This window comes from Methylocystis sp. H62, assembly GCF_015709515.1.
Lineage (GTDB): Bacteria > Pseudomonadota > Alphaproteobacteria > Rhizobiales > Beijerinckiaceae > Methylocystis.
On the sequence record NZ_JADNQZ010000059.1, the window covers coordinates 272289 to 295411 of the forward strand.

Consider the following 23123-nt stretch of genomic DNA (forward strand, 5'->3'; position numbering starts at 1 on the left):
AACGACTCTTTTTTGGGCGCCTCAACCAAGCGCCTCAGCCAAGCGCCCGCGTGGCGATGTCGCGCAGGTCCGCCGAAAGATTTTCCTGCGCGACGATATGCTTGAGCCGGGCTTCAATGAGGTCGCGGCGCCGCGACTCCATCGTGCGCCAGGACCGCAGCGCCGAGAGAAGCCGTGCGGACACCTGGGGATTCTTCGGATCGACTTCGAGAACGACGGCCGTCAGCAAATCATATCCCGACCCGTCGAGCGCATGAAATCGCGTGAGATTGCCGTTGGCGAAGGCGCCGATCAAAGCGCGCACGCGGTTGGGATTGCTCATCGAGAATTCCCGATGTGTCATCAGACCCAACACGCGCTGAGTTGTCGCCGCTTCCGGAATCATCGCCTGCAGCGAGAACCATTTGTCGATGACAAGCGCGTCGCCGGCGTATTGTGCGTAGAACTTGGCGAAGGCCTCCTCGCGCGCGTGGCCGCCGAGAAGCGCCAATGTCGCGAGCGCGGCGAGCTTGTCGGTCATATTCCCGGCGGTTTCGAACTGCGCCGTGGCCAGAGATCGCCCCTTGTCAGCATCGCCCGCGGCCAGGAGATCAAGCGTCACGTTGCGCAATGCGCGGCGTCCCGCGCTCGCGGCGTCGGGCGTAAAGGCGCCAGCGGCAGAAAAGCGCGTGTGGATCGCGTCGAGCTCAGCGCCGAGCGACCTGCCGATCTCCGCGCGCAACGCCATGCGCGCCTCAAAGAGCTGATCCGGGTCGACGTCGCGCCCTTTTTCGCGCGCAAGGTCGATGTCCGACGGCAGCGACAGCGCCTGCGCGACCAAAGCCGGATCGTCCTCGGCCTTGGCCAGCAGCAGCCGCAGCGCTTCGCTCAGTCCCCGGGCGTCCAATGCGCCGGTTTCGAGTCGACCGAAGATCGCGCGCAAGGCGAGGTTTTGCGACGCCTGCCAGCGATTGAACGGATCGTCGTCGCAGGCGAGCAGACGCTCAAGATCCTCGCTCGCCGGCGCCGGCTCGAGGCGCACAGGCGCGGAAAAGCCGCGCAGCAGCGAGACCACGGGGCGTGAGGGAATCTCGCGGAAACGGATGACGCGCTCGGCGCGGTCGAGTTCGATCAAGCCACGGGCAAGTTCAGTCGGCGCGGCGTCTTCGCTCACGAGATCGAGCTTTTGCCCGTTCTCGCCAAAGAGCGCGAGCGCCAGCGGGATCACGACGGGCTTCTTGTCGCTTTGACCCGGCGTTGGAGGTGTTTGCTGATTGAGCTTCAAGGCGAACGTCTGGGCGGCGGAATCGTATTCGCCTGACGTCGTCACGACGGGCGTACCCGCCTGACTGTACCAAAGCGCGAAATGCGTCAGATCTCGGCCCGATGATGCGGCGAAGCAGGAGAGGAAATCTTCGATCGTCGCGGCCGTCCCGTCGAAGCGTTCGAAATACAGATCCATGCCGCGGCGGAAGTTGCCCTCGCCGATCAGCGTCCGCAGCATGCGGATGATTTCAGCGCCTTTTTCGTAAACCGTCGACGTGTAGAAATTGTTGATTTCCTGATAGACGTCCGGACGCACGGGATGCGCGAGCGGACCTGCGTCTTCGGGAAATTGCGCGAGGCGCAGGCCGCGCACGTCGCCGATGCGCTCAACCGCGCGCGAGCGCATGTCAGCCGAAAATTCCTGGTCGCGGAAAACCGTCAACCCTTCCTTGAGGCACAGCTGGAACCAGTCTCGACAGGTGATGCGATTGCCCGTCCAATTGTGGAAATATTCGTGCGCGATGACTCCTTCGATGCCGGCGTAATCGCCGTCGGTCGCGGTGTCGGGCGAGGCGAGCACATATTTGTCGTTGAAGATGTTGAGGCCCTTGTTCTCCATCGCGCCCATGTTGAAGTCGGAAACGGCGACGATGTTGAACACGTCGAGATCATATTCGCGGCCGAATTTCTCTTCATCCCAGCGCATCGAGCGCTTCAGCGCGTCCATCGCATAGGCCGCGCGCGATTCCTTGCCATGTTCGACGTAGATGGCCAGTTCGACGACGCGGCCCGACATTGTCGTGAATTCGTCGCGCACAACGCCCAAATCGCCGCCCACGAGCGCGAACAGATAAGAGGGCTTTGGGAACGGATCGCGCCAGAGGGCATAGTGGCGATTGGATCCTGCAACATCGCCATACTCGATCGGATTGCCGTTCGACAGCAGGATCGGCGCTTCGCTTTTCTCGGCTTCGATGCGCGTCGTATAGACGCTGAGCACGTCGGGCCGGTCCAGGAAATAGGTGATGCGGCGAAAACCTTCCGCCTCGCACTGCGTGCAATAGGCCGAGCCGGAGCGATAGAGCCCGGAAAGCTGCGTATTGCCGCTCGGATTGAGCTCTGTGTCGATTTCCAGCGTGAAAGGCGCGTCAGGGACGTTGGCGAGAGTAAGGCGATCCGGCGTCGCTTCATATTCGCCGGGCCCGAGCGTCCGGCCGTCGAGCTTCACGCCCAGCAGCATCAACTCGTCGCCGTCGAGCACGAGTGGCGCAGAAGAATCACCGGCTGGATTGCGGCGGAGCGCCAGTCGCGCGGAGACGCGGGTCTTGGTCGGATTCAGGCTGAAATCGAGTTCGACAGAATCGATCGCGAAATCGGCAGGACGGTAATCGGCGAGCCGGATGGCGGCGGTCGACGGATGACGCATTTCGCTCCTCAGGGCTAGGGCCACGTTTCTGCGGTGATTATAGAACGGTAGCCATCGTTTGCGACGTCCAGAGCCGACGAATACGGACGCGCACGGCCGGTTTTTTTTGGAAAGTCTCCGGCGAGCGGCCGAATTGCCTTGAGCCTGTCGCCGCATCCGGGCAAGATGAGCGCCATCGCGGCGCCGTAGGAATGCGGCGGCCGCTGTTGCGCGCGTCACTTCAGCGTGCGCCGCTTCGCCTTTGGAACGCGTCCCGCTGCCCTCGACAGCGGAAGGCAGGCGGACGGCCTGTAAAGCGAAGGTTCATGATCACACACATGCGACGGGCGCTTGCTCCTTTCTTTGTCCTTTGCATTCTCTCGGGCTTTTTCGTTCTCGGCGGCCTCAGCGCTCCAACAGCGCAAGGCGCCCCCGCCGAGACACAGAACCTGGAGCCGATCCTCGTCAAAATCAGCGAAGATCAGATGCGCGTCGCCGGCGTTGAGACTCAGCCCGTCGAGAAGGAGTCGGGCATGGGCGAACTCGTCGTGCCGGGCGTCGTCGCGGTGCCGCCGCAGCAGCTCCTCATCGTGGCGGCCCCCGCCGCCGGTCTGGTCGAGACTCTGCTCGTCGCAATCGACGAGGATGTCAAACTAGGCGCGCCGATCGCGACACTGAAGTCGTCGGAGCTCATCGAAGCCCAGCGCGCCTTCCTGCACGCTGTCTCGGAGGCGAATCTCGCGGCCGAGAAGCTGCGGCGCGACGAGCAGCTGTTCAAGGAGCATATCATCGCCGAGCGGCGATTGATCGTCACGCGCGCCGAGGCGACTCAGGCGCGCTCGGCGCTGGATGAGCGCAGACAAATTCTGTCGCTGGCCGGCATGACGGATCAGGAGATCAATACGCTTCAGCGCGAGCGCAAGCTCGCTAGCGCGCTTGTCGTGCGCGCGCCGGTCGCCGGGACCGTGCTGCAGCGACACGGAACCACCGGAGAGCGCGTGCAGGCCTCGGCGCCGCTCATCACCATTGCGCGGCTCGACCCCATTTGGGTCAATCTGCAAGTGCCGCTTGGCCGCGCCGCAGGACTCGACAACGTCGACCGCGTGCATTTGCCCTTAGCGGGCATCGACGGCAGACTTATTCGCATCGGCCGCACCGTGGACGCGGCGACGCAATCGGTCACGGCCGTCGCCGAGTTTCGGACTGGATCGAGTCCGCTGCGCCCTGGCCAAGCGGTCCAGGCGATCCTGCGCCTTAAAGGCGGCGACGCTTCCCAGTGGCGCGTTTCCGCCGACGCTCTGGTGAACTTCAAAAACCACAATTGGGTGTTCGTGCGCTCGCCGGAAGGCTTTGTCGCGACCCCGGTGACGCTACTTTCCGAGACGCCGCAGTCCGCGTCCGTCCAGGGCGCGCTCAAGGCAGGCGAGCGCGTTGCGACCCGCGGCCTGCTGACCTTGCTGGCGGAACTCGCCGAGGCCGAAAGGTGACGATACGCAATGCTTGAAAGACTGATCCGTGTCGCGCTCCAGCAGCGGCTGCTCGTCTTTCTTGGCGCGCTCGGCATCGCCGGGTGGGGGGCGGTCAGCTATTTCAAACTGCCGATCGACGCCTTTCCGGACGTCGCGCCGGTGCAGGTGCTGGTCGCCATGCGCGCGCCGGGCCTCACGCCAGAGGAGTTGGAGGCGCGCGTCACTGTGCCGATCGAGCTCGCGGCGAAGGGCATTCCCAACCTCGTTCGCATGCGCTCGATGACGCGTTATTCGGTGACGCTGATCACCTTCGAATTTTCGGAAGGGACCGACATCTACTGGGCGCGCGCGCAGGTGAACGAGCGTCTGGCGCAGGCGCAGAGCCAATTGCCGGAAGGCGTCTCCGGCGGCCTCGCGCCCATCGTTACGCCGCTCGGCGAGATGGTGATGTTCACCATTGTCGGCGGCGACCTCACGCCGACGGAGCAACGCACGTTGCTCGACTGGACGATACGCCCGGCGATCCGTGGTCTGCCAGGCGTCGCCGACCTCAACGTGCTCGGCGGCTTCGTGCGCACCTTCGAAGTTGCGCCGTTCCCCGCCGCCATGGCGTCTCGCGGCGTCACGGTGGAGATGCTCCAGTCGGCGCTCTCCAACAACAATAAGAACGACGGCGCGGGGCGCGTGCGCGATGGCGAGGAAGCGTTGCTCGTGCGCGCCGAAGGCCGCTTGCGATCGCTGGAGGAAATACGGTCTGTCGTCATCGCCGCGCGGGACACCGGCATCGTCCGCGTCGGCGACGTCGCCGAAGTGCGCAATGGCGCGTTGCCGCGCAACGGCGTCGTCGTGCGTAACGGCGAAGGCGAGGCGGTGTGGGGACTCGTTCTGGGTCTGCGCGGCGCCGACGCGAGCATGGTCGTCAAGGGCGTGAAGGAACGGCTGGCCGAGATCGAGCCGACGCTGCCGAAAGGCGCCAAGATCGAAATCTTCTACGATCGCAGCGAATTGATCGGCAAGGCGGTCTGGACCGTACAGAAAGTGCTGATCGAGGCCATCGTCCTTGTCGTCATCCTGCTTGTCTTGTTCCTCGGCGATCTACGCGCCGCGATTGTCGTGTCGGTCATTTTGCCGCTCGCCGCGCTCGCGACGTTCGGCATCATGCGCTGGTGGGGGCTCTCGGCGAATATCATGTCGCTCGGCGGTCTTGCGATCGCCATTGGACTTTTGGTCGACTGCGCGGTCGTCGTCGTGGAGAACGTCGAACATCGCATGGCGCACGCGCATGATGTCAGTCTTTCCGATCGCATTTTCATGACGCTTGAAGGGACTCGCGAGGTCGCCGTTCCGCTCACTTCCGGCGTCGTCATCATCGTCACTGTGTTTCTGCCGCTGCTCTCTCTCGAAGGGCTGGAAGGGCGTCTGTTCGCGCCGGTGGCGCTGACCATCGCCTTCGCGCTCGGATCGGCGCTCGTGCTGTCGCTGACCGTCGTGCCGGCGCTGAGCGCGACGTTGCTGAAGCCGGGCCATGCCGACGAGCCCTGGCTTGTGCGCAAGCTCGCCGCCGTCTACGAACCGCTGCTCAAGCGCGCCCTCGACAAGCCGCTAATTGTCGGCGCCGCCGCCGTCATTGGCCTCGTCGTCGCCTTCACGGCCTATTCGCGCATCGGCCAGACCTTCATGCCGGTGATGAACGAGGGCACGCCCGTCATCACCATCCGCAAACATCCGACGATCAGCGTCAATATGGCCGCGGAGACCGACATGCGCATTCAGCGCGCAATCATGGAGCGCGTGCCGGAAGTCAAGGGAATGATGGCCCGGGCTGGCGCCGACGAACTCGGCATCGATCCCGTCGGCCTCAACGACACCGATAATTTCCTGACGCTTGCGCCGCAAAGCGAATGGCGCGGCAAGAATATAGATTGGCTGATGGGCGAGATTCGCGCCGTGCTCGATAGCATGCCCGGCATTTCCTACGCCTTTTCGCAGCCCATCGACATGCGCGTTCAGGAAATGATTATCGGCGCCCGCGGCGACGTGGTCGTCAAGATATTTGGCGACGATCTCGATGAACTCAACCGCCTCACCCGCGAGGTTACCGCGACATTGCGCAAGATCAAGGGGTCGCGCGACGTTTTCGGTCTGCAGAACGACGGCATGCGCTATCTGACGGCGCGCGTCGATCGGCTGGCGGCCGGGCGCTTTGGCCTGAACGCCGGCGAGATTCAGGACGCGCTGCGCGTGTGGGTCGACGGTCAGCCGGTCGGCATCGTGCTGGAAGGGCCGATCCGCACGCCGCTCGTCATCCGCGGCTCGGAGACCTCGCGCCGCTCATCCGTCGATTTCGCGCGGCTGCCGATGGTGTCGTCGGAAGGCAAAGTCGTCGAACTGTCGCAACTCGCCGACGTGCGCGTGGAAAACGGGCCGATCCAGATCATTCGCGAGGAAGGCCGTCGCTTCGCCACCGTCCTCGCCAATGTGACGGGACGGGATCTTGTCGGATTCGTCGACGAAGCCAAGAAAGCCGTCGCCAAAAACGTAAAGACGCCGCCAGGATATCGCTATCAATGGGGCGGCCAGTTCGAAAACCAGCAACGCGCATCGGCCCGACTCGCGATCGTCGTGCCGATCGCGCTGGCGCTGATTTTCCTGTTGCTTTATCTAACCTTCAACTCGGTGCTACAGGCGACGCTGGTGTTCTGCAATGTGCCTTTCGCGGCGATCGGCGGCATTTTGGGCCTGTGGCTTTCGGGAGAATTCATGTCCGTGCCCTCGTCGGTCGGCTTTATCGCGCTTATCGGAATCGCGGTTCTCAATGGCGTCGTGCTCATCTCCTACATCAATAAGCTTGTGGCTGAAGGCACGCGCAGCACGCGCGAAGCAGTGTTAGAGGGCGCGCGTCGGCGCATGCGGCCCGTTATGCTCACCGCCACCATCGCGGCCTTCGGCTTGATACCGTTCCTGTTCGCGCATGGGCCCGGCGCCGAGATCCAGCGCCCGCTCGCCATCGTCGTCATCGGCGGGCTGATCTCGGCCACGGTGCTGACCTTGATCCTGCTGCCGATTCTTTATGACCGCACCGCCAATCTGGGCTTGGCCATTCGTCAGAAGTTCCGCGCGCGCGCGATGCGGCGACCCGCGCCGATGCATGAGCGCGAGGACGCTCGCGCATGAAGATAGGCGCGGTCTACACGGCATTTTCCTTGTTTGCGTTCGCTTTGCCTTTCGAGACGGGAGTCTTTGCACAGGAGCAGGGCGAGCCGGCGGAGATGCAAATCAAAGCGTCTGTCAAAGCTGCGCCCAAGAAGGCGCGCGTGACATCGCCCAAGAAAGCCGCTGCGCGGCCGCCATCCCAGCGAAGCGGCGGCGTGTTGGCGAAACATCTTGAGATGGCTGTCCTGATCGACGCCCAGAGCCGGTCGCTCGAGGCGCAGTTTCGCGCCATCTCCGCGCGTTACGCGACGGTCAATTCGCTGACGCCAGGCTCGCCTTATGTCGCAGGCTATCAGCGCAATGCGGCCGCCGGCAATCTACGAAACTACAACGAGACCGAACTTGAACTGGGCATGCCGTTATGGCTGCCGGGGCAGCGAGACGCCCTCGCGGGAACAGTGAACACCGGACTCTTCGAGGTGGAGGAGCGCCTCGCGCTCCGTCGATTGGAAGTCGCCGGCGTTTTGCGCGACGCATGGTGGAACGCGCAGCGTGCGGCGCGGGAAGTTTCCGTTGCGCGCAATCGCGTCGCCACTGCGCGCGATATCGGCGCGGACATGACGCGCCGCGTCGAGCTTGGCGACGCCGCCCAGACCGATGCGCTGCTTGCCAAGAACGAAACGCTCGCCGCTGAAACGGAGCTTGCGCAGTCGGAGGGCGCGGTAAAAGTGGCGCAGGTCACTTACATGGCCTTGACCGGCGGCGCGCCGCCCAGCGGCGCATTGGAATCGGTGCGCCCGGCCATCGACATCGAGGAGCATCCATCGCTGCGCGCGCCGCGCGCCGCGCTTGCGCGCGCCCGGGCGCAGGCGGAGCTTGTCGACGCGACGCCGATCGATAATCCCGAAATCGGAATTTTTGGCCGCCAGGAACATAACGATCAATATTCGACCGACCCGTCGCAGCAAATTTCCGACCAGCGCACCGATGCGACGACAGTTGGCGTGCGCTTACGGATTGCGATTCCGACCGCCGGTCGAAATGAGCCAAGACGCGCCGAGGCGCTTGCCGAGATGGATCGCGTCACAGCCGAATATGAACGCGCGAAGCGCGTCGTGCTGGCGGAGATAAAAGCTGCGCGTGAATCATTGGCGGCGGCGCGGCGCGCAGCGACATTCGCCAACGCCCGTCTCATCGTCGCCAACGATCAATTCGACCTGTCGCGCAAAGCGTTCAAGCTTGGAGAGATCAGCGCCTTCGATCTCTATCGCGTGCGCCAGATTCAACTCGAGGCGCAGCGCATGGAGGCGAACGCCGAAATCAATGTCGGCGTCGCGATCTCCCGACTTAATCAGGCGCAGGGATATGCGCCTTAGCAGTGGGTGACGCGCGATTTATGGACATTGGCGCACGAAGTCCGCGATGCGCGCAATTGTCGGCTGATCAAGCAGCAGCGGCGCGTGCGCCTGGCCTTCGACCCAGGCGCGCTCAAGGCGCGGCGCGCGCCGGGCCATTTCGTCGAAGACCTCGGGCGAGAGAATGTCCGAGTTCGCGCCGCGGATGGCGAGAATGGGAACATTCGACAGCGCGGCGAAGTCGTCCCAATGTTCCTTTGGCGCAACGTCGGGCAGGACAGAGTCGAGCGTATGCGACAATTCCGGATCGTAGCGCAGCTGAACCTTGCCGTCTTTCTCGACAAAGGTGAGGCGCGCATAGTCTTCCCACTCCTGCGGCGAGACGCCGGAAAAATCGACGCCGGCGGTCATCCGCATCAACGCGATCGCTTCGCGCATAGACGGGATGGGCGGCAGCTTGCCGACGTAGCGTTTAATGCGGAGCAGGCCGGCATGCTCGATCTTCGGTCCAATGTCGTTGAGCACGGCGCCGCGTACGACGCCGGGCCGGCGCGCCGCGATGCGCATCGTGTGAAGACCGCCGCGTGACGTGCCGATAAACACCGCTTGCGCGACGCCTGCATCGGCAAGTTGAGCCGCGATGTCGCCCTGTTCGACGTCGAAGGCATAGCGGCGCCAGTCCTGATCCCAGTCGGATCGGCCGCGTCCACGATAGTCGAGGGCAAGAATCCTGCGGCCGTCGGCTTGCAGGGTTCTGGCGACGCGGTCGAAATCATCGGCTGAGCGCGCAAGCCCGGGCAGGCAAACGACCGGGAGGAGCGGACTCCCGCCGCCGCCCGGCGGCGCGGGATAGTCGAAATAGTGCAAGCGGAGCCCGTCGGCCGCGCGAATGTAGCGGCTAACCGGCTCTTGCGCAGACGCCATGGAACGACCATTCCCGCATCATGAAACCTACTCCGTCGACGGCGACTTTGACGCTCTGAATCGAGTTTCGCAACTGCGCCGCTGGCGCTTTGTGTTCCTTGACTTCAAACCCGGTTGCGGCGAGTTTGCCCGCGCCCGCGAGGCGTCCCTCGCCTAAAGGAAAACGCCGCCTCAATGCGCTCCTATCTCGACTTCGAAAAGCCCGTCGCAGAACTCGAAACCAAGGTCGACGAACTGCGTGCGCTGGCCGAAAACGGAGAGGCCGTGTCGATCGGCGAGGAGCTCAGCAAGCTCCAGGGCAAAGCCGCGAAGGCGCTCGCGGATCTCTACGCCGGCCTGACGCCCTGGCAAAAGATCCAGGTGGCGCGGCACCCGCAGCGACCACATTTTTCGGATTATGTGCGGCAGCTTTTCGACGAGTTCACGCCGCTCGCCGGAGACAGGCTGTTCGGCGAGGACTTCGCGATCGTCGGCGGTTTCGGGCGCTTCCGCGGCGAGCCGATCTGCGTCATCGGCCAGGAGAAGGGCTCGGACACCTCGAGCCGTCTTCGTCACAATTTCGGCATGGCGCGGCCGGAAGGCTATCGCAAGGCGGTACGCCTGATGGAGCTCGCCGACCGTTTCGGCCTGCCGGTGGTCTCGCTTGTCGATACGGCTGGCGCGTTTCCGGGCATCGACGCCGAAGAGCGCGGGCAGGCCGAGGCGATCGCCCGCTCGACCGACGTGTCGCTCTTGCTCGGCGTGCCCAATGTCGCGGTGGTGGTGGGCGAGGGCGGCTCCGGCGGCGCAATCGCGATCGCCGCCGCCAACAGAGTGCTGATGCTTGAGCACTCGGTCTACACCGTCGCGTCGCCCGAAGCCTCGGCCTCGATCCTGTGGCGCGATTCCGCCAAGGCGCAAGAGGCGGCGACGAGCATGAAGATCACAGCGCAGGATCTCTTAAAGTTCGGCATCATCGACCTGATTGTGACGGAGCCGCCGGGCGGCGCCCATCGCGATCCCCAAGCGGCGATTGGCGCAGTCGGAGACGCGCTCGCCAAGGAACTTGCCGGCCTGTCGAATTTGTCGCGCGAACAGCTGAGACAATTCCGCGCCGACAAGTTTTTGGCCATGGGCCGGAAACTTGAAGAGAAGCGTTAACGTAAATTCCAGAAGATTGGCCCTAAAAGCCCGTACGCGTGCGATTCTTCGCTAATTCGGACATGTTCTCGTCCCATTATTTGTTTTTCGTGATCAGGCGCGGCGGCTCGCTTTTGAGACCTTCGCGAGGCGACTGCGCCGCCAGAGGGGACATTATGAAGACTCGAGGCATAGCGCCGGCGCTGGGGCTTGCCGTCCTCGCGGCCTTTGCGCTTTCGGCCTGCGAGCAGAGCGGTCTCGCGCATCGCTCGCTTGCGCCGATCCCTTCCGAGACTGTCGCGCTGATGGAGCAGGCCGGCACGACCAAGGAAGCGCCGATGCTGATCCGCGCCTATAAAAAGGAAGCGGAGCTCGAAATCTGGAAGATGCGGTCGGACGGTCATTACGTCCATCTGAAGACGTTTCCGATGTGCCGCTGGTCGGGTCAGCTCGGCCCCAAGCGTCGCCAGGGCGACCGCCAAGTGCCGGAAGGCTTTTACGCCATCGGCCCGGCGCAGATGAATCCGAACTCAAGCTATTATCTGTCGTTCAACGTCGGCTATCCGAACGCGCTCGACCGCGCCCTTGGCCACACGGGCGGCGACATCATGGTGCATGGCGCCTGCTCGTCGGCCGGCTGCTTCTCCATGACCGACAAGCAGATCGCCGAAATCTACGCGATCGCCCGCTCGTCGCTCGGCGGCGGTCAACGCGCGATCCAGATGCAATCCTTCCCCTTCAAGATGACGGCGGAAAATCTCGCCAAGCATCGTCTCGATCCCAACATCGACTTCTGGAAGCAGCTCAAGGAAGGCTCCGATCATTTTGAGGTGACCTTGCAGGAGCCGCAGGTCGCCTTCTGCAACCGGCGCTACGTGTTCAACGCCGCCGGCGCGGCCAATCTCGATCCGGACGCGGCCTGTCCGCCGCTCAAACAGGACCCGGAGATCGCCCAGGCGGTGGCCGAGAAGAGCGCCAAGGACCAAGCCAAAATCGCCCAGCTCGCGCAAAGCGGCGTGAAGCCGGTGCGGATCGTTTATCAGGACGGCGGCCAGCACCCGGCCTTTGCGTCGCGGGTTCCAGAGGTCAGCCGGCCGGAAACGATCCTTCCGCCGACCGAGATCGCCCTCGACGAGCCGAACCGAGGCGCCGGGTCGGCAGCTGCCAATCTCGCCGTCAAATCGCCGGTCGTGACCCTGACCGGGGCGAAGGCTGCTGACCAAAGCCGGCAGACCCGCGTCGTCGCCATGGCGCCGATGCGCAGCGACCACCGTGACCTGTCGGCGCTCGCAGTCTCGGATCCAAGCCCCACCAACAGCGTGAAAAAACTGGTGCGTTCCAGCAAGGACGCATCGGCGGGAGATATTCCGACGCCGCCGGCCTCTATCGGCGTCAGGAAATCCGCCGCCGTTCATTCGACCAAATCTTTTTAAGACCCTCGGATCCTTCGAGCAAACTCAAGGCTGCGCCTCGGCGCGGCTTTCTTTTTGTCCAAGGCCGGCGGGCGGCCACTAGCTGAAGCTTTGCAGTGTAGCGAAAAATATCTTGACTCTTGTGCGGCGCAGCAATATAACAGTGCGACGCAGCGAGAGTTGTCTTGCTTCGTAGCCCTCCTTGGGCGTTTCCTCCCTTGACTTGGGCCGCTGGTTCGTCCGGCGGCCCTTTTTTATGCCATCAGGTGGAAAAACGAGCCGGAAACGCCGTTTCTCGCCAGTCCGGCTGGGCGCTCATCATCGCTATAGGCGTCACGCGCCAGCGCGAAGGGCAGGCCTTCTTCGCGAAGAACAGTCGCGTAGTGAAATTCATGCCCGCGCAGTCGAAATCCGACAGCGCCCAGCGGGTGGTCTGCCGCGAGTTGCGCCTGCCGATAGCCGAGATGCAATTTGCGCTGGGCGAAACTCGTTTCCAGTTCCAGCAGTCCGGCCATTTCATGAGCCTCGCCTGCCGCGTCGATCAGCGCGCGGCCAAGAACCATGTAGCCGCCGCATTCGCCATGGAGCCACCCTCTCTGAGCGAAACGCCGCAAGCCCTTCATAAAGCCTTGCGCCGCCGACAGCCGACCGGCGTGCAGCTCCGGATAGCCGCCCGGCAGCCAGCAGAGATCGCAATCGTCCGGCGGCGCCTCGTCGGCGAGCGGCGAAAAAAAGCAAAGTTCCGCGCCGGCGTCGCGCCAGCTCTGCGCGAGATGCGGATAGAAGAAGGAAAACGCGTCGTCGCGCGCGACCGCGATGCGCTGCGCGGGAGGCGGAAGGACCCCCTCCCTGTCCCTCCCCCGCCTGGCGGCGGGAGAGGGGACGCTCACGATGGTTTCGCGTGTTGCTGATGACGTGCGCCGCCTTGCTCCCTCTCCCGCGAAGCGGGGGAGGGTCGGGGAGGGGGCGGCGCGCGCAGTCTCGGTCACTGCACCCACATCCACATGCGCTTCGATGAAATCCGCAAGCGCCTCGAGACGTCCGTCGAGCCCCTGGGTTTCGCCGGCCTGAACCAGGCCGAGATGGCGTTCGGGAAGGGAAACCGCCTCGTCGCGGGGCAGCGCGCCAAACACCGGGACGCCCAGCGCCTCGATCGCTTCGCCAGCGAGTCTGCGATGACGCTCGGAGCCGACGCGGTTCAGCACGACGCCGGCGACCTTTACGCGCGCGTCGTGTCCAGCGATCCCGCGAACAATCGCCGCCGCCGTCTGCCCCTGGCCGGAGACGTCATGAACGAGCACGACCGGCCAGCCGAGCAAGGCGGCGACGTCGGCGGAGGCGCCCACGCCCGCCGCGCCGCCGGGCGCGCCGTCAAAGAGCCCCATCGCGCCTTCGGCGATTACAATGTCAGCGTCCTCGCTCGCCCGCGTGGCGAGGCGCCCGATCAAATCGGCGTCCATCGCCCATGAATCGAGATTGACGCCCGGTCGGCCGGTGGCCGCCGCGTGAAAGGCAGGGTCGATGTAATCCGGCCCGCATTTGACCGGGGCGACGCGCAAGCCGCGCCGCATCAGCGCGCGCATCAGGCCGAGCGTCAGCGTCGTCTTGCCCGAGGAGGAGCGCGCGGCGCCGATCAGCAGGCCAGGCGCGTTCACCTTTCGCCTCTTGCCCGAAAGCGCCGATCATAATCGGCGTCGTAAAGCGCGCTTTCCCGGAAATCTTCGCTCGCGAGCGCCGGTCCGACGAGAATGAGCGCGGTGCGCTCCATCGGCGTCTCGGCGGCGCGCGTTTCGATGTCGGCCAGCGTGCCGCGCACGACGCGCTCATCGGGCCATGAGGCGCGATAAACGAGGGCCACGGGACAGCCGCCGCCATAATAGGGCGTCAGCTCCTCCACGACCCGCGCCAGAACATGGATCGAGAGATGGATCGCGAGCGTCGCGCCGGATTGCGCGAATGTCGCGAGGCTTTCGCGCTCGGGCATCGACGAGGCGCGCCCCGACGTGCGCGTCAGCACCAGCGATTGCGCGACTTCGGGCAGCGTGAGTTCGCGCTTCAATGCGGCGCTCGCCGCTGCGAAAGCGGGAACGCCCGGCGTCATTGTGCAAGGAATGCCGAGCGCGTCGAGGCGGCGCATCTGCTCTCCCACCGCGCTCCAAATCGAGAGATCGCCCGAATGCAGCCGCGCGACGTCCAGGCCGGCATCATGGGCCTGCTGCATTTCTGCGATGATGGCGTCGAGCGACAGCGGCGCGGTATCGACGATGCGCGCCCCCGGCGGACAATGCGCCAGCACGCCAGCTGGCACGAGCGAGCCGGCGTAAAGGCAGACCGGGCATCGCGCGATGAGATCGCGCCCGCGCAAGGTGAGCAGATCAGCGGCGCCGGGACCGGCGCCGATAAAATGCACGGTCATGAGTTTTCGTCCTCGGCGCGTCGCGCCAGTGCGCAAGCGGCGACGGGGGTCGTGACGCGCGGCGAGACAAGGCGGCTCCCTGGCCCGGCGCCAACAAGCGCTGCGGCTTCGGCGACGCTGCCGACTCCAAACATCGCCTGCACGCGCGGCGAATGGGTCGCCGCCCGCGCCTTGCGGGTCCGCAGCGCCGCGAGCGGCAAAAAGACGAGTTCAAGCCCAAGTTCGCGCGCCGCCTCGTGCAGACCGGTCTCCTGCGCCTTGCTTTCGAGCGCGCAAAGCTTCGCCTCGTGCAGGTCGACGTTGTGCGTTTGCGCGACGCGGCGCACGAGTTCGACGATATCGTTCGCGGCGACGCCGCGTCTTGCGCCGAGCCCGAAGGCGTAAAGCGGAGCGTCAGTCATAGGCGCGCGCCCCTTCGGGGGAGGGTCGGACCGAAGGTCCGGGGTGAGGAGTATCCATCGACCGAAATTGGCTGCGCCGTTGGACCGAATGATCTTCGCAAAATGAACAAGGATGGAAACCTCTCTCCCGGCCCCGCTGCGCGGGGCAGCCCTCTCCATAGGGAGAGGCAGTGCGCGCTGTCGCAACATTCATCTCTTCACCGCGCGCCATTGCGTGACCGCCATTGCCGGGTCGAGCGCATGGAAGCGGCCGATGGGACGCGCATGCGCGATCTGCAGATGTAATAGCTCGCCGCCCTTGTCGCGATAGGCGTCGGCGAGCAGCGACTGAGTCTCGATCGTGACGGCGTTGACGACGACGCGTCCGAAATGGGGCAGGGCGTCCCACGCAGCTGCGAGCGTCGCCGCATCGGCGCCGCCGCCGATGAAGATCGCCCGCGGCGTGTCGAGTTCGGCGAGCGCTTGCGGCGCTTCGCCCGCGACGACGCGCAGATCCGGGACGCCGAGCCACAGCGCGTTGCGCGCGATGCGCGCCGCGCGCGTAGCGTCCCGCTCGATGGCGATGGCGCGGTTTGCGGGATCGCTCAGCATCCATTCGATGGCGACGGAGCCGGCGCCGGCGCCGACGTCCCACAGTAATTCGCCCTTGCGCGGCGCGAGCGCGGAGAGCGTCACGGCGCGGATGTCGCGCTTGGTGAGCTGCCCGTCATGTTCGTACCACTCGTCAGGCAGGCCCGGCGCAAGCGGAATCACCGCTGCGTCTCCGCCGGCGTCAACTTGGATGGCGACCGTGTTGAGCGTCGCAATGTCATTGAGCGCGAAGGCGTCGGCGCGCGCGTCGCGGACGCGCTCATGTGGACCGCCGAGCCGCTCGAGCACATGGAGGCGCGAGCCGCCCATGCCGCGCGCCACGAGATGGCGGGCAAGGCGCGCAGGCGTCGACTCGTCCCAGGAGAGCGCGATGATCTTTGCGCGCGGCTGCAGATGCGGCGTCGCACGCTCAAAGGCGCGGCCGTGCAGTGAAAGCAGCGCGCAATCCTGCAGGCTCCATTTGAGCCGCGCGGCCGCGAGTGAAAAAGCCGAGGGCGCCGGAACGCAGAAAATTTCGTCAGGCGCGACGTGGCGCGCGATGAGATCGCCGACGCCGTAGAAGAAGGGATCGCCTGAGGCGAGAACCACCGTGGGCTTGCCGCGCTGGGCGAGAATGCGCGGCAAGGCCTCGGAGAGCGGCGAGGGCCACTGCAGGCGCTCCGCCGGCGCGTCGATCATCGCGAGATGGCGCGCGCCGCCGACGATCACCGAGGCTTGCGCGACGAGCGCGCGCGCCGCCGGCGTCAACGCCTCGGCGCCGTCTTCGCCGAGGCCGATCAGCGACAGCCATGGCGCGTTCATGTCGCCTTCCGTGACGTATAGACCCAGTCGCGCGCGCGATCGCGCGAAATGCGGCGCGTGCCGCTCGCGCCGATAACGACAAGCGTCGACATGTCGACCTTGTCGCCCTCGGCTTCATCAAGTCGCGTCAGAATGATCTCCTCATTCTCGCGGCCGACGGATTTCGCGAGGCCGACGAAAGTCTCGCCGGGAAGATGACGACGCAGCAGCGCAAAGGCGTCGTCGATGCGCGTCGGTCGCGCGCGGGACGCGGGATTATATAACGCGATGACAAAGTCGCCTTGAGCGGCATGTTCCAGCCGCTTGGCGATGACGTCCCACGGCTTGAGATTGTCAGAGAGCGAGATCGCGCAAAAGTCATGGCCGAGCGGCGCGCCGAGCCGCGCCGCCGCCGCCTGCATCGCCGAGACGCCGGGCAGCACGCGAATATCGAGATCGCGCCACTCCCGCGGGCCGCAATCGACCGCTTCGAACACCGCCGCAGCCATCGCGAAGACGCCGGGATCGCCGCCGGAGACGACGGCCACGCGGCGGCCCTGCGCGGCGCGCGCCAGCGCCTCCTGCGCGCGGTCGATCTCGACGCGGTTGTCGCTTGCAAGCCGCGTCTGCCCCGCGCGCTCAGCGACGCGCGCGACGTAAGGCGCATAACCGATAATGTCCTGCGCCTCGTCGAGCGCCGCCTGCGCCTCGTGAGTCAGCCATCGCGCGTCGGCCGGGCCAAGGCCGACGATGTCAAGCGCGCCGCTCAAGGGCGCCGGCCTCGTCCCGGAACAAGCGCCATCGAGAAATAGGGCGCGTCATCGTCGCGCTTGTCGGCGAAGCGCATGATCTTTTCGCCAGGCATCGCGCCGCGTTCGACATAGATCGCGCGATCGATGACGCCGGCGCGAGTCATGGCGCGGCGCAGCTTGGCGAAATTGCCGCCAAGCTTCATCACCACCGCGGCGTCGGTCTCCGCGAGGCGTGACGCAAGCCTGTCTTCATCGAGCGTCGCCGGCAGAACGGTGAGAATGTCGTCGCCCCAGGCCATCGGCTGGCGCGCCGCGGCGAAACATCCCGACATGCCGGAGACGCCGGCGCAAATCTCGACGCGAAAACGCGCGTCAAGCCGCGCGAACATATGCATGAAGGAGCCGTAGAGCAGCGGATCGCCTTCGCAGAGCAGCGTTACGTCGCGTCCGGCTTCGAGCTCGGCGCGAATGCGCATCACGCAATCTTCATAGAAGCGCTGAAGCGACGAGACATATTCCGGTTGATCGAAAGGAATCTCCGTTGTCACCGGATAGAGCAGCGCAATCTCTTCGCAACCCGGCGCGAGATAAGGCGCGGCGATGGCGCGCGCGTGACTCGCGCGGCCGCGCTTGGCGAAAAAAGCGACGACGTTCGCCGCGCCGATCAGACGCGCAGCCTTCACCGTCACAAGCTCCGGATCGCCAGGACCGAGTCCGACGCCGATCAGCGCGCCGAGCGTCGCGACGCCTTCATGCGATGTCGAGGCGAGCGCGTTCATTCCTGCTCGCTCGCCAGCGCATTGATGGCGGCGGCGGCCATGGCGCTGCCGCCCTTCCGGCCTTTCACGATTACGAAGGGGACGCGGCCGTATTCGCGCAGCGCGTCCTTCGATTCCGCCGCGCCGACGAAGCCGACCGGCATGCCGATGATGGCGGCCGGCGGCGGCGCGCCTTCGTCAATCATCTCGAGGAGACGGAACAGCGCGGTGGGCGCATTGCCGATCGCGACCAATGCGCCATCCAGCCGGTTGCGCCACAGCTCCAGCGCCGCGGCGCTGCGCGTGGTGCCGATCTCGGCGGCGAGCGCCGGCACGCGCGGCTCGAGCAGCGTGCAGACCACCTGGTTTTCCGCCGGCAGACGCGAACGGGTGACGCCATGCGCGACCATGTTGGAGTCGCAGAGGATCGGCGCGCCCTTCTGCAGCGCGTCACGCGCCGCCGCAACAAAGTCCGGCGAGAACTCGATGTCGTCAGAAAGCTCCACCATGCCGCAGGCGTGGATCATGCGCACGGCGATCTTTTCCTGCTCCGGCGTGAAACGCGATAGATTCGACTCGGCGCGAATGGTCGCAAACGAACGCGCGTAAATCTGCGCGCCTTCGTGGATATAGTCGAAACGGCGGCTCATTGCGTCCGACCGTTTGCGCGCGCGGAGAGTTCGCGCATCACCGCCTCGAAGGTCAGCGATCTGAAGCGCGGCGCGCCGTCGGCGCCGGCGTTCTCGATAAGATCGAACCCTTCAGCGCAGGCAAGCAGCGTGATCGGCGAGGCGCTTTGCCGGGCGCAGCCTTTTGCGCAGCCCGAAAGATGAAGGCCAACGCCGTCAGCGCCACCGATCATCTGCGCAAGCGGCGCGAGATCCATCACATGCGCGCGGGTCTCCGCGTTCGCCTGCGGACATTCCGGCGCGCCGGGACAAGCGATGACGGCAAGGCGCGTGTCGTCGGCCGACGTGATGAGGTCATGGTCTTGCGCGCGCGCGACGATGCGTCGCGCGTTGTCTTCATCGAGCGTGACGATCAGCAAGGCGCGCCAGGGCGTGAGGCGCAGTTCGCCTGTTCCCTCGCTTTGTGCAAGATCGGCCACGGCGGCGAGTTCATCTGCGCGCCAGCGGCCGAAGGGCGCGCCGACGCCGGCGAAAGCCTGCGCGCCGCAGCGTTGCGCGCCAAAAATATGCGCACGGGATGCGGGCGCGGGCGCTTCCCTGGAGACGCGCATGACGAGTCCAGCCGCACGCGCCAGCGCGTCGGCGCCGAGCGCCTCAACCAGCGTGCGGACGCGCCTGAAGCTATTTGCATGACGGTCGCGCAGCTCCACGAAGGCGCGTGCAAAGCGCAACGCCACGTCGAGCGCGTCATCGGTCGCGACGACGACGGCGCGATTGGAAACGCCAGCGATGCGAATTGCGACGCCGCCGTTTGTAATCGCTTCGATCCGAATGTCGGCTTCGACGTCGGCGATCGACAGCGCGCCGCCATCATCCAGAAGAAACAGAAATTTCGGCGGGAGCGCGCGCAGCGCCGCGTCGCGCTGCAATTCCGCAGCAAGCTCCACAGCCATGGCGTTGGCGTCGAAAACGCCGGCGACGAGCCCGGCGAGCGGCGATGCAATGACGTTCGTCACGCGTTCGGCGTCGGCGCTGGGCGCGAGCATGCCGATCGCCTCGAGGCCGCGCAGGGCTTCGGCGATCGTCGCCTCGCTGATCCCGCGCAGCTGCAATTGCGCGCGCTGCGAGAGATCAATCAGCCCATTGCCGCAGTTGTCCGCAATTCTCGCGATCTCACGCGCCTGCGCCGCGCTCATGCGAGAGCCGACCGCCTTGGCGCGGATCAGCAAACCGTCGCCGCTCGGCATCGGCGCGAAGGCTCCGGGACACCAGCCTTTGATCTCAGGCCTCGGCTGCAAGACGCCCTCCCTCTTGGCGTTCGATATCGCTTAAGGCGCCGCGCACGCTGTTGCGTTGCGTCTTCCACAAGCCGCGCGCGAGCGCTTCGCTAAAAACCCGTGCGATTGCGGTGAGCGCGCGGGGATTTTCCATGGCGAGAAAAACCCGTGTCGCATCATCGCCTAAGGTGGCGTCAAAAGCGAGATCGAATTGCGCATCGCTAATGAGGCCGCTCGTCGCGGCGAAAGCATAGAGATTGTCTATCGTCTCGGCGATTTCGCCGGCGCCGCGGTGGCCGTGCCGCTTCTGGCCTTGCAGCCATTGCGGATTGGCGAGCCGCATGCGCAGGACGCGCGCGATTTCGTCTTTCAGAGCGTGCGGCCGTAACCGTTCCGGCCGCGTCGCATCGATATGCACCAAATCGGCGTCGCCGCCAAGCATGGCGTTGGCGGCGGCAAAGCCCCCTTCGTAGTCGGCGAAGGCGGGTCCGATCAGAACGTCGACTTCGGCCATGTCTTGCACATGGACATGCGCATCGGCGCCCGCGACGCGCGCGCTGAACGCCGCGACGGCCTCATTGCTTTCGCCCGCGCGATTAAAGGCGTGACCTGCGGCGCCAAGATAGGCGCGTGCAAGATCGTCGCGGTTCGACCACTCGCCACGCAGAACGCGATCGCTCACGCCAAGCCCGTAAGCGCCGTCAGCGGCGCCGAAGACGCGGCGCAGATCGTCCGCCGCTTTCAACGGATTGATTTCAGCGTCTTCATCGCGCGCGGCGACCGCGCGCACGGCGTCGTCGAACAGCGCGATGAGATTTCCGAACATGTCGCGGAACAGCCCCGAGACCTGCAGCGTCACGTCGACGCGCGGAAACTCGAGCCGCGCCTGCGGCAGAATTTCAAAGCCGATGACGCGCGCGCTCGCCGCATCCCAGCGCGGCGCGACGCCAAGAAGCGCGAGCGCTTGCGCGAAATCCTCGCCGCCGGTGCGGATCGTCGCGCTGCCCCACAGGTCGAGCATGATGCGGCGCGGGAATTCGCCATGCAGTTGCGCGTGGCGCGTCATCACCTCGGCGGCGGCGCGTCGGCCAATGTCATAGGCCGTTTGCGTGGGCGCATGGCGCGGATCGATGCAATAAAGATTGCGTCCCGTCGGCAGAACGTCGGCGCGCCCGCGCGACGGCGCGCCCGCCGGGCCTGGCTCGACGAAGCGGCCCGCAAGCGCGGCCACAAGCGCCTCGCGTTCGGCGCGCGCGCAGGCGCCCCGCGCAGGATCGACGTCGGAATTTTCTTCGGCGCGCCCGAAGACATGCAGCCCGTCGCCGATGCGCATGTCCTTCAGGTCGCACATCCAGGCGTCGAGCCGCGTCAAGGTTTCGGCGATGTCCATCTCGCGCGAGACGCCGCATTCCGCGGCAAGACCGCTGCGTTCGGCTTCGTCGATGATGGCGCCGGCGACGAGCCGCGCGCGGCGCGCGTCGAGCGCGCTTGCCGTCGCATATTCGTCGAGCAGCGTTTCGACTGTCGCCGCCGCGTCGAAGAGTTCCGCGTCGACGAGCGGCGGGGTCAGATGGCCGATGGTCACGGCGCATGTGCGGCGCTTCGCCTGCGCGGCTTCGCCGGGATCATTGACGATGAACGGATAGATCAGCGGCGTCGGGCCGAGCACGGCTTCCGGCGCGCACGCCTCGGACAGCATGACCGATTTGCCGGGAAGCCATTCGAGCGTGCCATGCGCGCCAAGATGAATGAGCGCGTCGATCCTTCGCTGATGCCGCAGCCAGAGATAAAAGGCGACATAGGCGTGACGCGGCGGGCGTTGAATGTCGTGATAGGACTCGTAACGCTCCGTGCGCGCGCCGCGATCGGGCTGCAGCGCGATGATGAGCTTGCCGGCTTCGAGACAGGAAAAGCGGAAGGCGCTGTCGACGACGGCAGGATCATCCTGCGGCGCGCCCCATGCGGCGTTGACGCTCGCGACGAAGGAGGCGGGCAGGGTCGAGAGCAACGCCCGATAGTCGGCAAGCGGGAAACTGACAACGAACTTCTGGTCTTCAAGGCATCGCAACAAAGATAATGCGCGCACCTTCTCCCGCTGGCGGGAGAAGGTGTCGTCGCGGAGCGACGACGGATGAGGGCCCTCACCCGACCTTGCTTCGCAAGGCCACCCTCTCCCGCCCGCGGGAGAGGGGAGCGCGTTGTCGGCGTCATTGCCAACGTCATATCCCGCATCGATCAACGCCAAGACGATCTCATGCACGCTCGCCTCAGCATCGAGGCCGATGGCGTAGCCGCCACGGCCGCGCCGCGCCGGATAATCCGAGAGAATGAGCGCGAGGCTTTTTTCCGCGTTGGGTTTGCGGCGCAGCCGCGCCCAGTTCAATGCGAGATTCGCGACGAAATCGATGCGCGAGGGTTCCGGCGCGTGGCGCGTTTCGCTGAATTCCGCCGCAAGACGCAGCTGCGCTTCCTCCTTGAAGGAAATCGCGCGCGTAAAAATGCGTCCGTCAACTTCAGGCAAGACGACATTCATCGCGAGATCGGCGCCGTTCGCGCCGCGCGTTGAGCCTTCCCACGCATCGCGCGAAGACGTTGCGAGCGCGAGTTGCAGCACCGGCGCGTCCGCGCCATCGAGCACGCTTCCCGCATCGCGCCGCGCCGAAAAAGCCGTGGCGTTGAGAATGACGTCTGGCGCGAACGCCTCAAGCGCGCGCGAAACGAAAGCTTCGCTTTCCGCCTCTTTCAGGCTCGCCACATAAACCGCCTCGACCGCAAACCCCCGCTCAGCCAGCGCATCGGCGAGCGCGATGATCGGCGCGACGTCGTCGGCGAGGAACATGGCGCGATAGAAGACGATCGTCGCGCGCAATTCGCCGTCGGCGCGGCAAGCGGATTGGAATTTCCCGGCGCTGGCGGCGGGAGCGCTCTCGCGCCACGGCGCCGGATGGCCGGCGAGAGTCGCGGCGTAGCCGAGGAATGAACGCAGATTATCGGGACCGCCGTCCTGAAAGAACCGCCAAATTCGATTGAGCGTCTCCGCGCCGAGTGTCGACGCCTGCTTCAGGCGCGCGTCGTCGTGCGCATCGCCGGGAACGATCGCGAGAGCAATACTCTTCGCGCGCGCCAGCGCCTCGAGCTGCTCGACGCCATAGGGCCAATAATCTTTGCCGCCGAGCAGCCGCACGACGATCAGCCGCGCATGTCGCGCCCCAGTGTCGAGATAGAGATCGACGGAATAGGGGTGCTTAAGTTGCGCCAGCGACGCGCAGCGCAAGCTCGGGAGAGTCGCGCCGCTTTGTTCATAGAGCCGCGCCAGCAGCCGCAGCTCGGAATCCGAAAAGGACAGAAACACGATCTTCGCGGGAGATTGTCCAAGATCGACGGCGGCGCCGGCGTCGTCGAGATTATGGAGATCGCGCGGGAGAAGATGCATGGCG

At 65.4% G+C, this 23123-nt stretch carries 16 protein-coding genes; 5 read left to right on the forward strand and 11 right to left on the reverse strand.

What is annotated here, in order from left to right; translation table 11 throughout:
* Nucleotides 1-34 precede the first annotated feature (34 nt).
* Nucleotides 35-2671 (reverse strand): aminopeptidase N, encoded by a 2637-nt coding sequence (gene pepN, locus IYY11_RS20695; protein WP_196405610.1) that lies wholly within the window; start codon nt 2669-2671, stop codon nt 35-37.
* Nucleotides 2672-2976: 305 nt separating this feature from the next.
* Here pepN and IYY11_RS20700 point away from each other — a divergent pair, with 305 nt between their 5' ends.
* The 3 genes from IYY11_RS20700 to IYY11_RS20710 are packed head-to-tail and all read left to right on the forward strand — an operon-like array spanning nt 2977 to nt 8648.
* Nucleotides 2977-4137 carry an efflux RND transporter periplasmic adaptor subunit gene (locus IYY11_RS20700; protein WP_196405611.1) on the forward strand — a complete coding sequence of 387 codons (1161 nt, stop codon included), beginning with the start codon at nt 2977-2979 and terminating at the stop codon, nt 4135-4137.
* A gap of 9 nt (nt 4138-4146) precedes the next feature.
* On the forward strand, nt 4147-7293 hold the full coding sequence (locus tag IYY11_RS20705) for an efflux RND transporter permease subunit (protein WP_196405612.1): 3147 nt from the start codon (nt 4147-4149) through the stop codon (nt 7291-7293).
* On the forward strand, nt 7290-8648 hold the full coding sequence (locus tag IYY11_RS20710) for a TolC family protein (RefSeq protein WP_196405613.1): 1359 nt from the start codon (nt 7290-7292) through the stop codon (nt 8646-8648). Before IYY11_RS20705 ends, IYY11_RS20710 begins: the two co-directional genes overlap by 4 nt.
* Before the next feature lie 18 nt (nt 8649-8666).
* Here the strand turns inward: IYY11_RS20710 and IYY11_RS20715 are convergent, their stop codons facing one another.
* The gene (locus tag IYY11_RS20715) at nt 8667-9551 is read right to left on the reverse strand and encodes an alpha/beta fold hydrolase (RefSeq protein ID WP_196405614.1); all 885 of its coding nucleotides are present in this window, start codon (nt 9549-9551) and stop codon (nt 8667-8669) included.
* Nucleotides 9552-9725: 174 nt separating this feature from the next.
* On the opposite strand from IYY11_RS20715, the gene IYY11_RS20720 reads away from it, so the two are divergent.
* Entirely contained in the window at nt 9726-10691 is a 966-nt protein-coding gene (locus IYY11_RS20720) for an acetyl-CoA carboxylase carboxyltransferase subunit alpha (RefSeq protein WP_196405615.1), read from the forward strand.
* 155 nt (nt 10692-10846) lie between these two features.
* Nucleotides 10847-12103 carry a murein L,D-transpeptidase family protein gene (locus tag IYY11_RS20725; RefSeq protein ID WP_196405616.1) on the forward strand — a complete coding sequence of 419 codons (1257 nt, stop codon included), beginning with the start codon at nt 10847-10849 and terminating at the stop codon, nt 12101-12103.
* 233 nt (nt 12104-12336) lie between these two features.
* Here the strand turns inward: IYY11_RS20725 and IYY11_RS20730 are convergent, their stop codons facing one another.
* From IYY11_RS20730 to cobN, 9 genes are all read right to left on the reverse strand, one after another.
* Nucleotides 12337-13737, reverse strand: coding sequence for a cobyrinate a,c-diamide synthase (locus IYY11_RS20730; RefSeq protein ID WP_196405617.1), 1401 nt, complete (start codon nt 13735-13737; stop codon nt 12337-12339).
* Complete coding sequence (cobM, locus tag IYY11_RS20735; protein WP_196405618.1) at nt 13734-14498, reverse strand: precorrin-4 C(11)-methyltransferase; 765 nt, start codon at nt 14496-14498, stop codon at nt 13734-13736. The genes IYY11_RS20730 and cobM overlap by 4 nt, the downstream gene beginning before the upstream one ends.
* Nucleotides 14495-14899 (reverse strand): cobalamin biosynthesis protein, encoded by a 405-nt coding sequence (locus tag IYY11_RS20740; protein ID WP_196405619.1) that lies wholly within the window; start codon nt 14897-14899, stop codon nt 14495-14497. The genes cobM and IYY11_RS20740 overlap by 4 nt, the downstream gene beginning before the upstream one ends.
* A 189-nt stretch (nt 14900-15088) precedes the next feature.
* Nucleotides 15089-16291: a precorrin-6y C5,15-methyltransferase (decarboxylating) subunit CbiE gene (cbiE, locus tag IYY11_RS20745; RefSeq protein ID WP_196405620.1), complete on the reverse strand. Its 1203-nt coding sequence runs from the start codon at nt 16289-16291 to the stop codon at nt 15089-15091.
* Nucleotides 16288-17040, reverse strand: a complete 753-nt coding sequence (cobJ, locus tag IYY11_RS20750; RefSeq protein ID WP_196405621.1) for a precorrin-3B C(17)-methyltransferase — start codon at nt 17038-17040, stop codon at nt 16288-16290. Before cobJ ends, cbiE begins: the two co-directional genes overlap by 4 nt.
* Nucleotides 17037-17801, reverse strand: coding sequence for a precorrin-2 C(20)-methyltransferase (locus IYY11_RS20755; RefSeq protein WP_196405622.1), 765 nt, complete (start codon nt 17799-17801; stop codon nt 17037-17039). The genes cobJ and IYY11_RS20755 overlap by 4 nt, the downstream gene beginning before the upstream one ends.
* Complete coding sequence (locus IYY11_RS20760; RefSeq protein WP_196405623.1) at nt 17798-18430, reverse strand: precorrin-8X methylmutase; 633 nt, start codon at nt 18428-18430, stop codon at nt 17798-17800. The genes IYY11_RS20755 and IYY11_RS20760 overlap by 4 nt, the downstream gene beginning before the upstream one ends.
* Entirely contained in the window at nt 18427-19707 is a 1281-nt protein-coding gene (cobG, locus tag IYY11_RS20765) for a precorrin-3B synthase (protein WP_196405624.1), read from the reverse strand. Before cobG ends, IYY11_RS20760 begins: the two co-directional genes overlap by 4 nt.
* Complete coding sequence (gene cobN / locus IYY11_RS20770) at nt 19691-23119, reverse strand: cobaltochelatase subunit CobN (RefSeq protein WP_196405625.1); 3429 nt, start codon at nt 23117-23119, stop codon at nt 19691-19693. The genes cobG and cobN overlap by 17 nt, the downstream gene beginning before the upstream one ends.
* Nucleotides 23120-23123 lie beyond the last annotated feature (4 nt).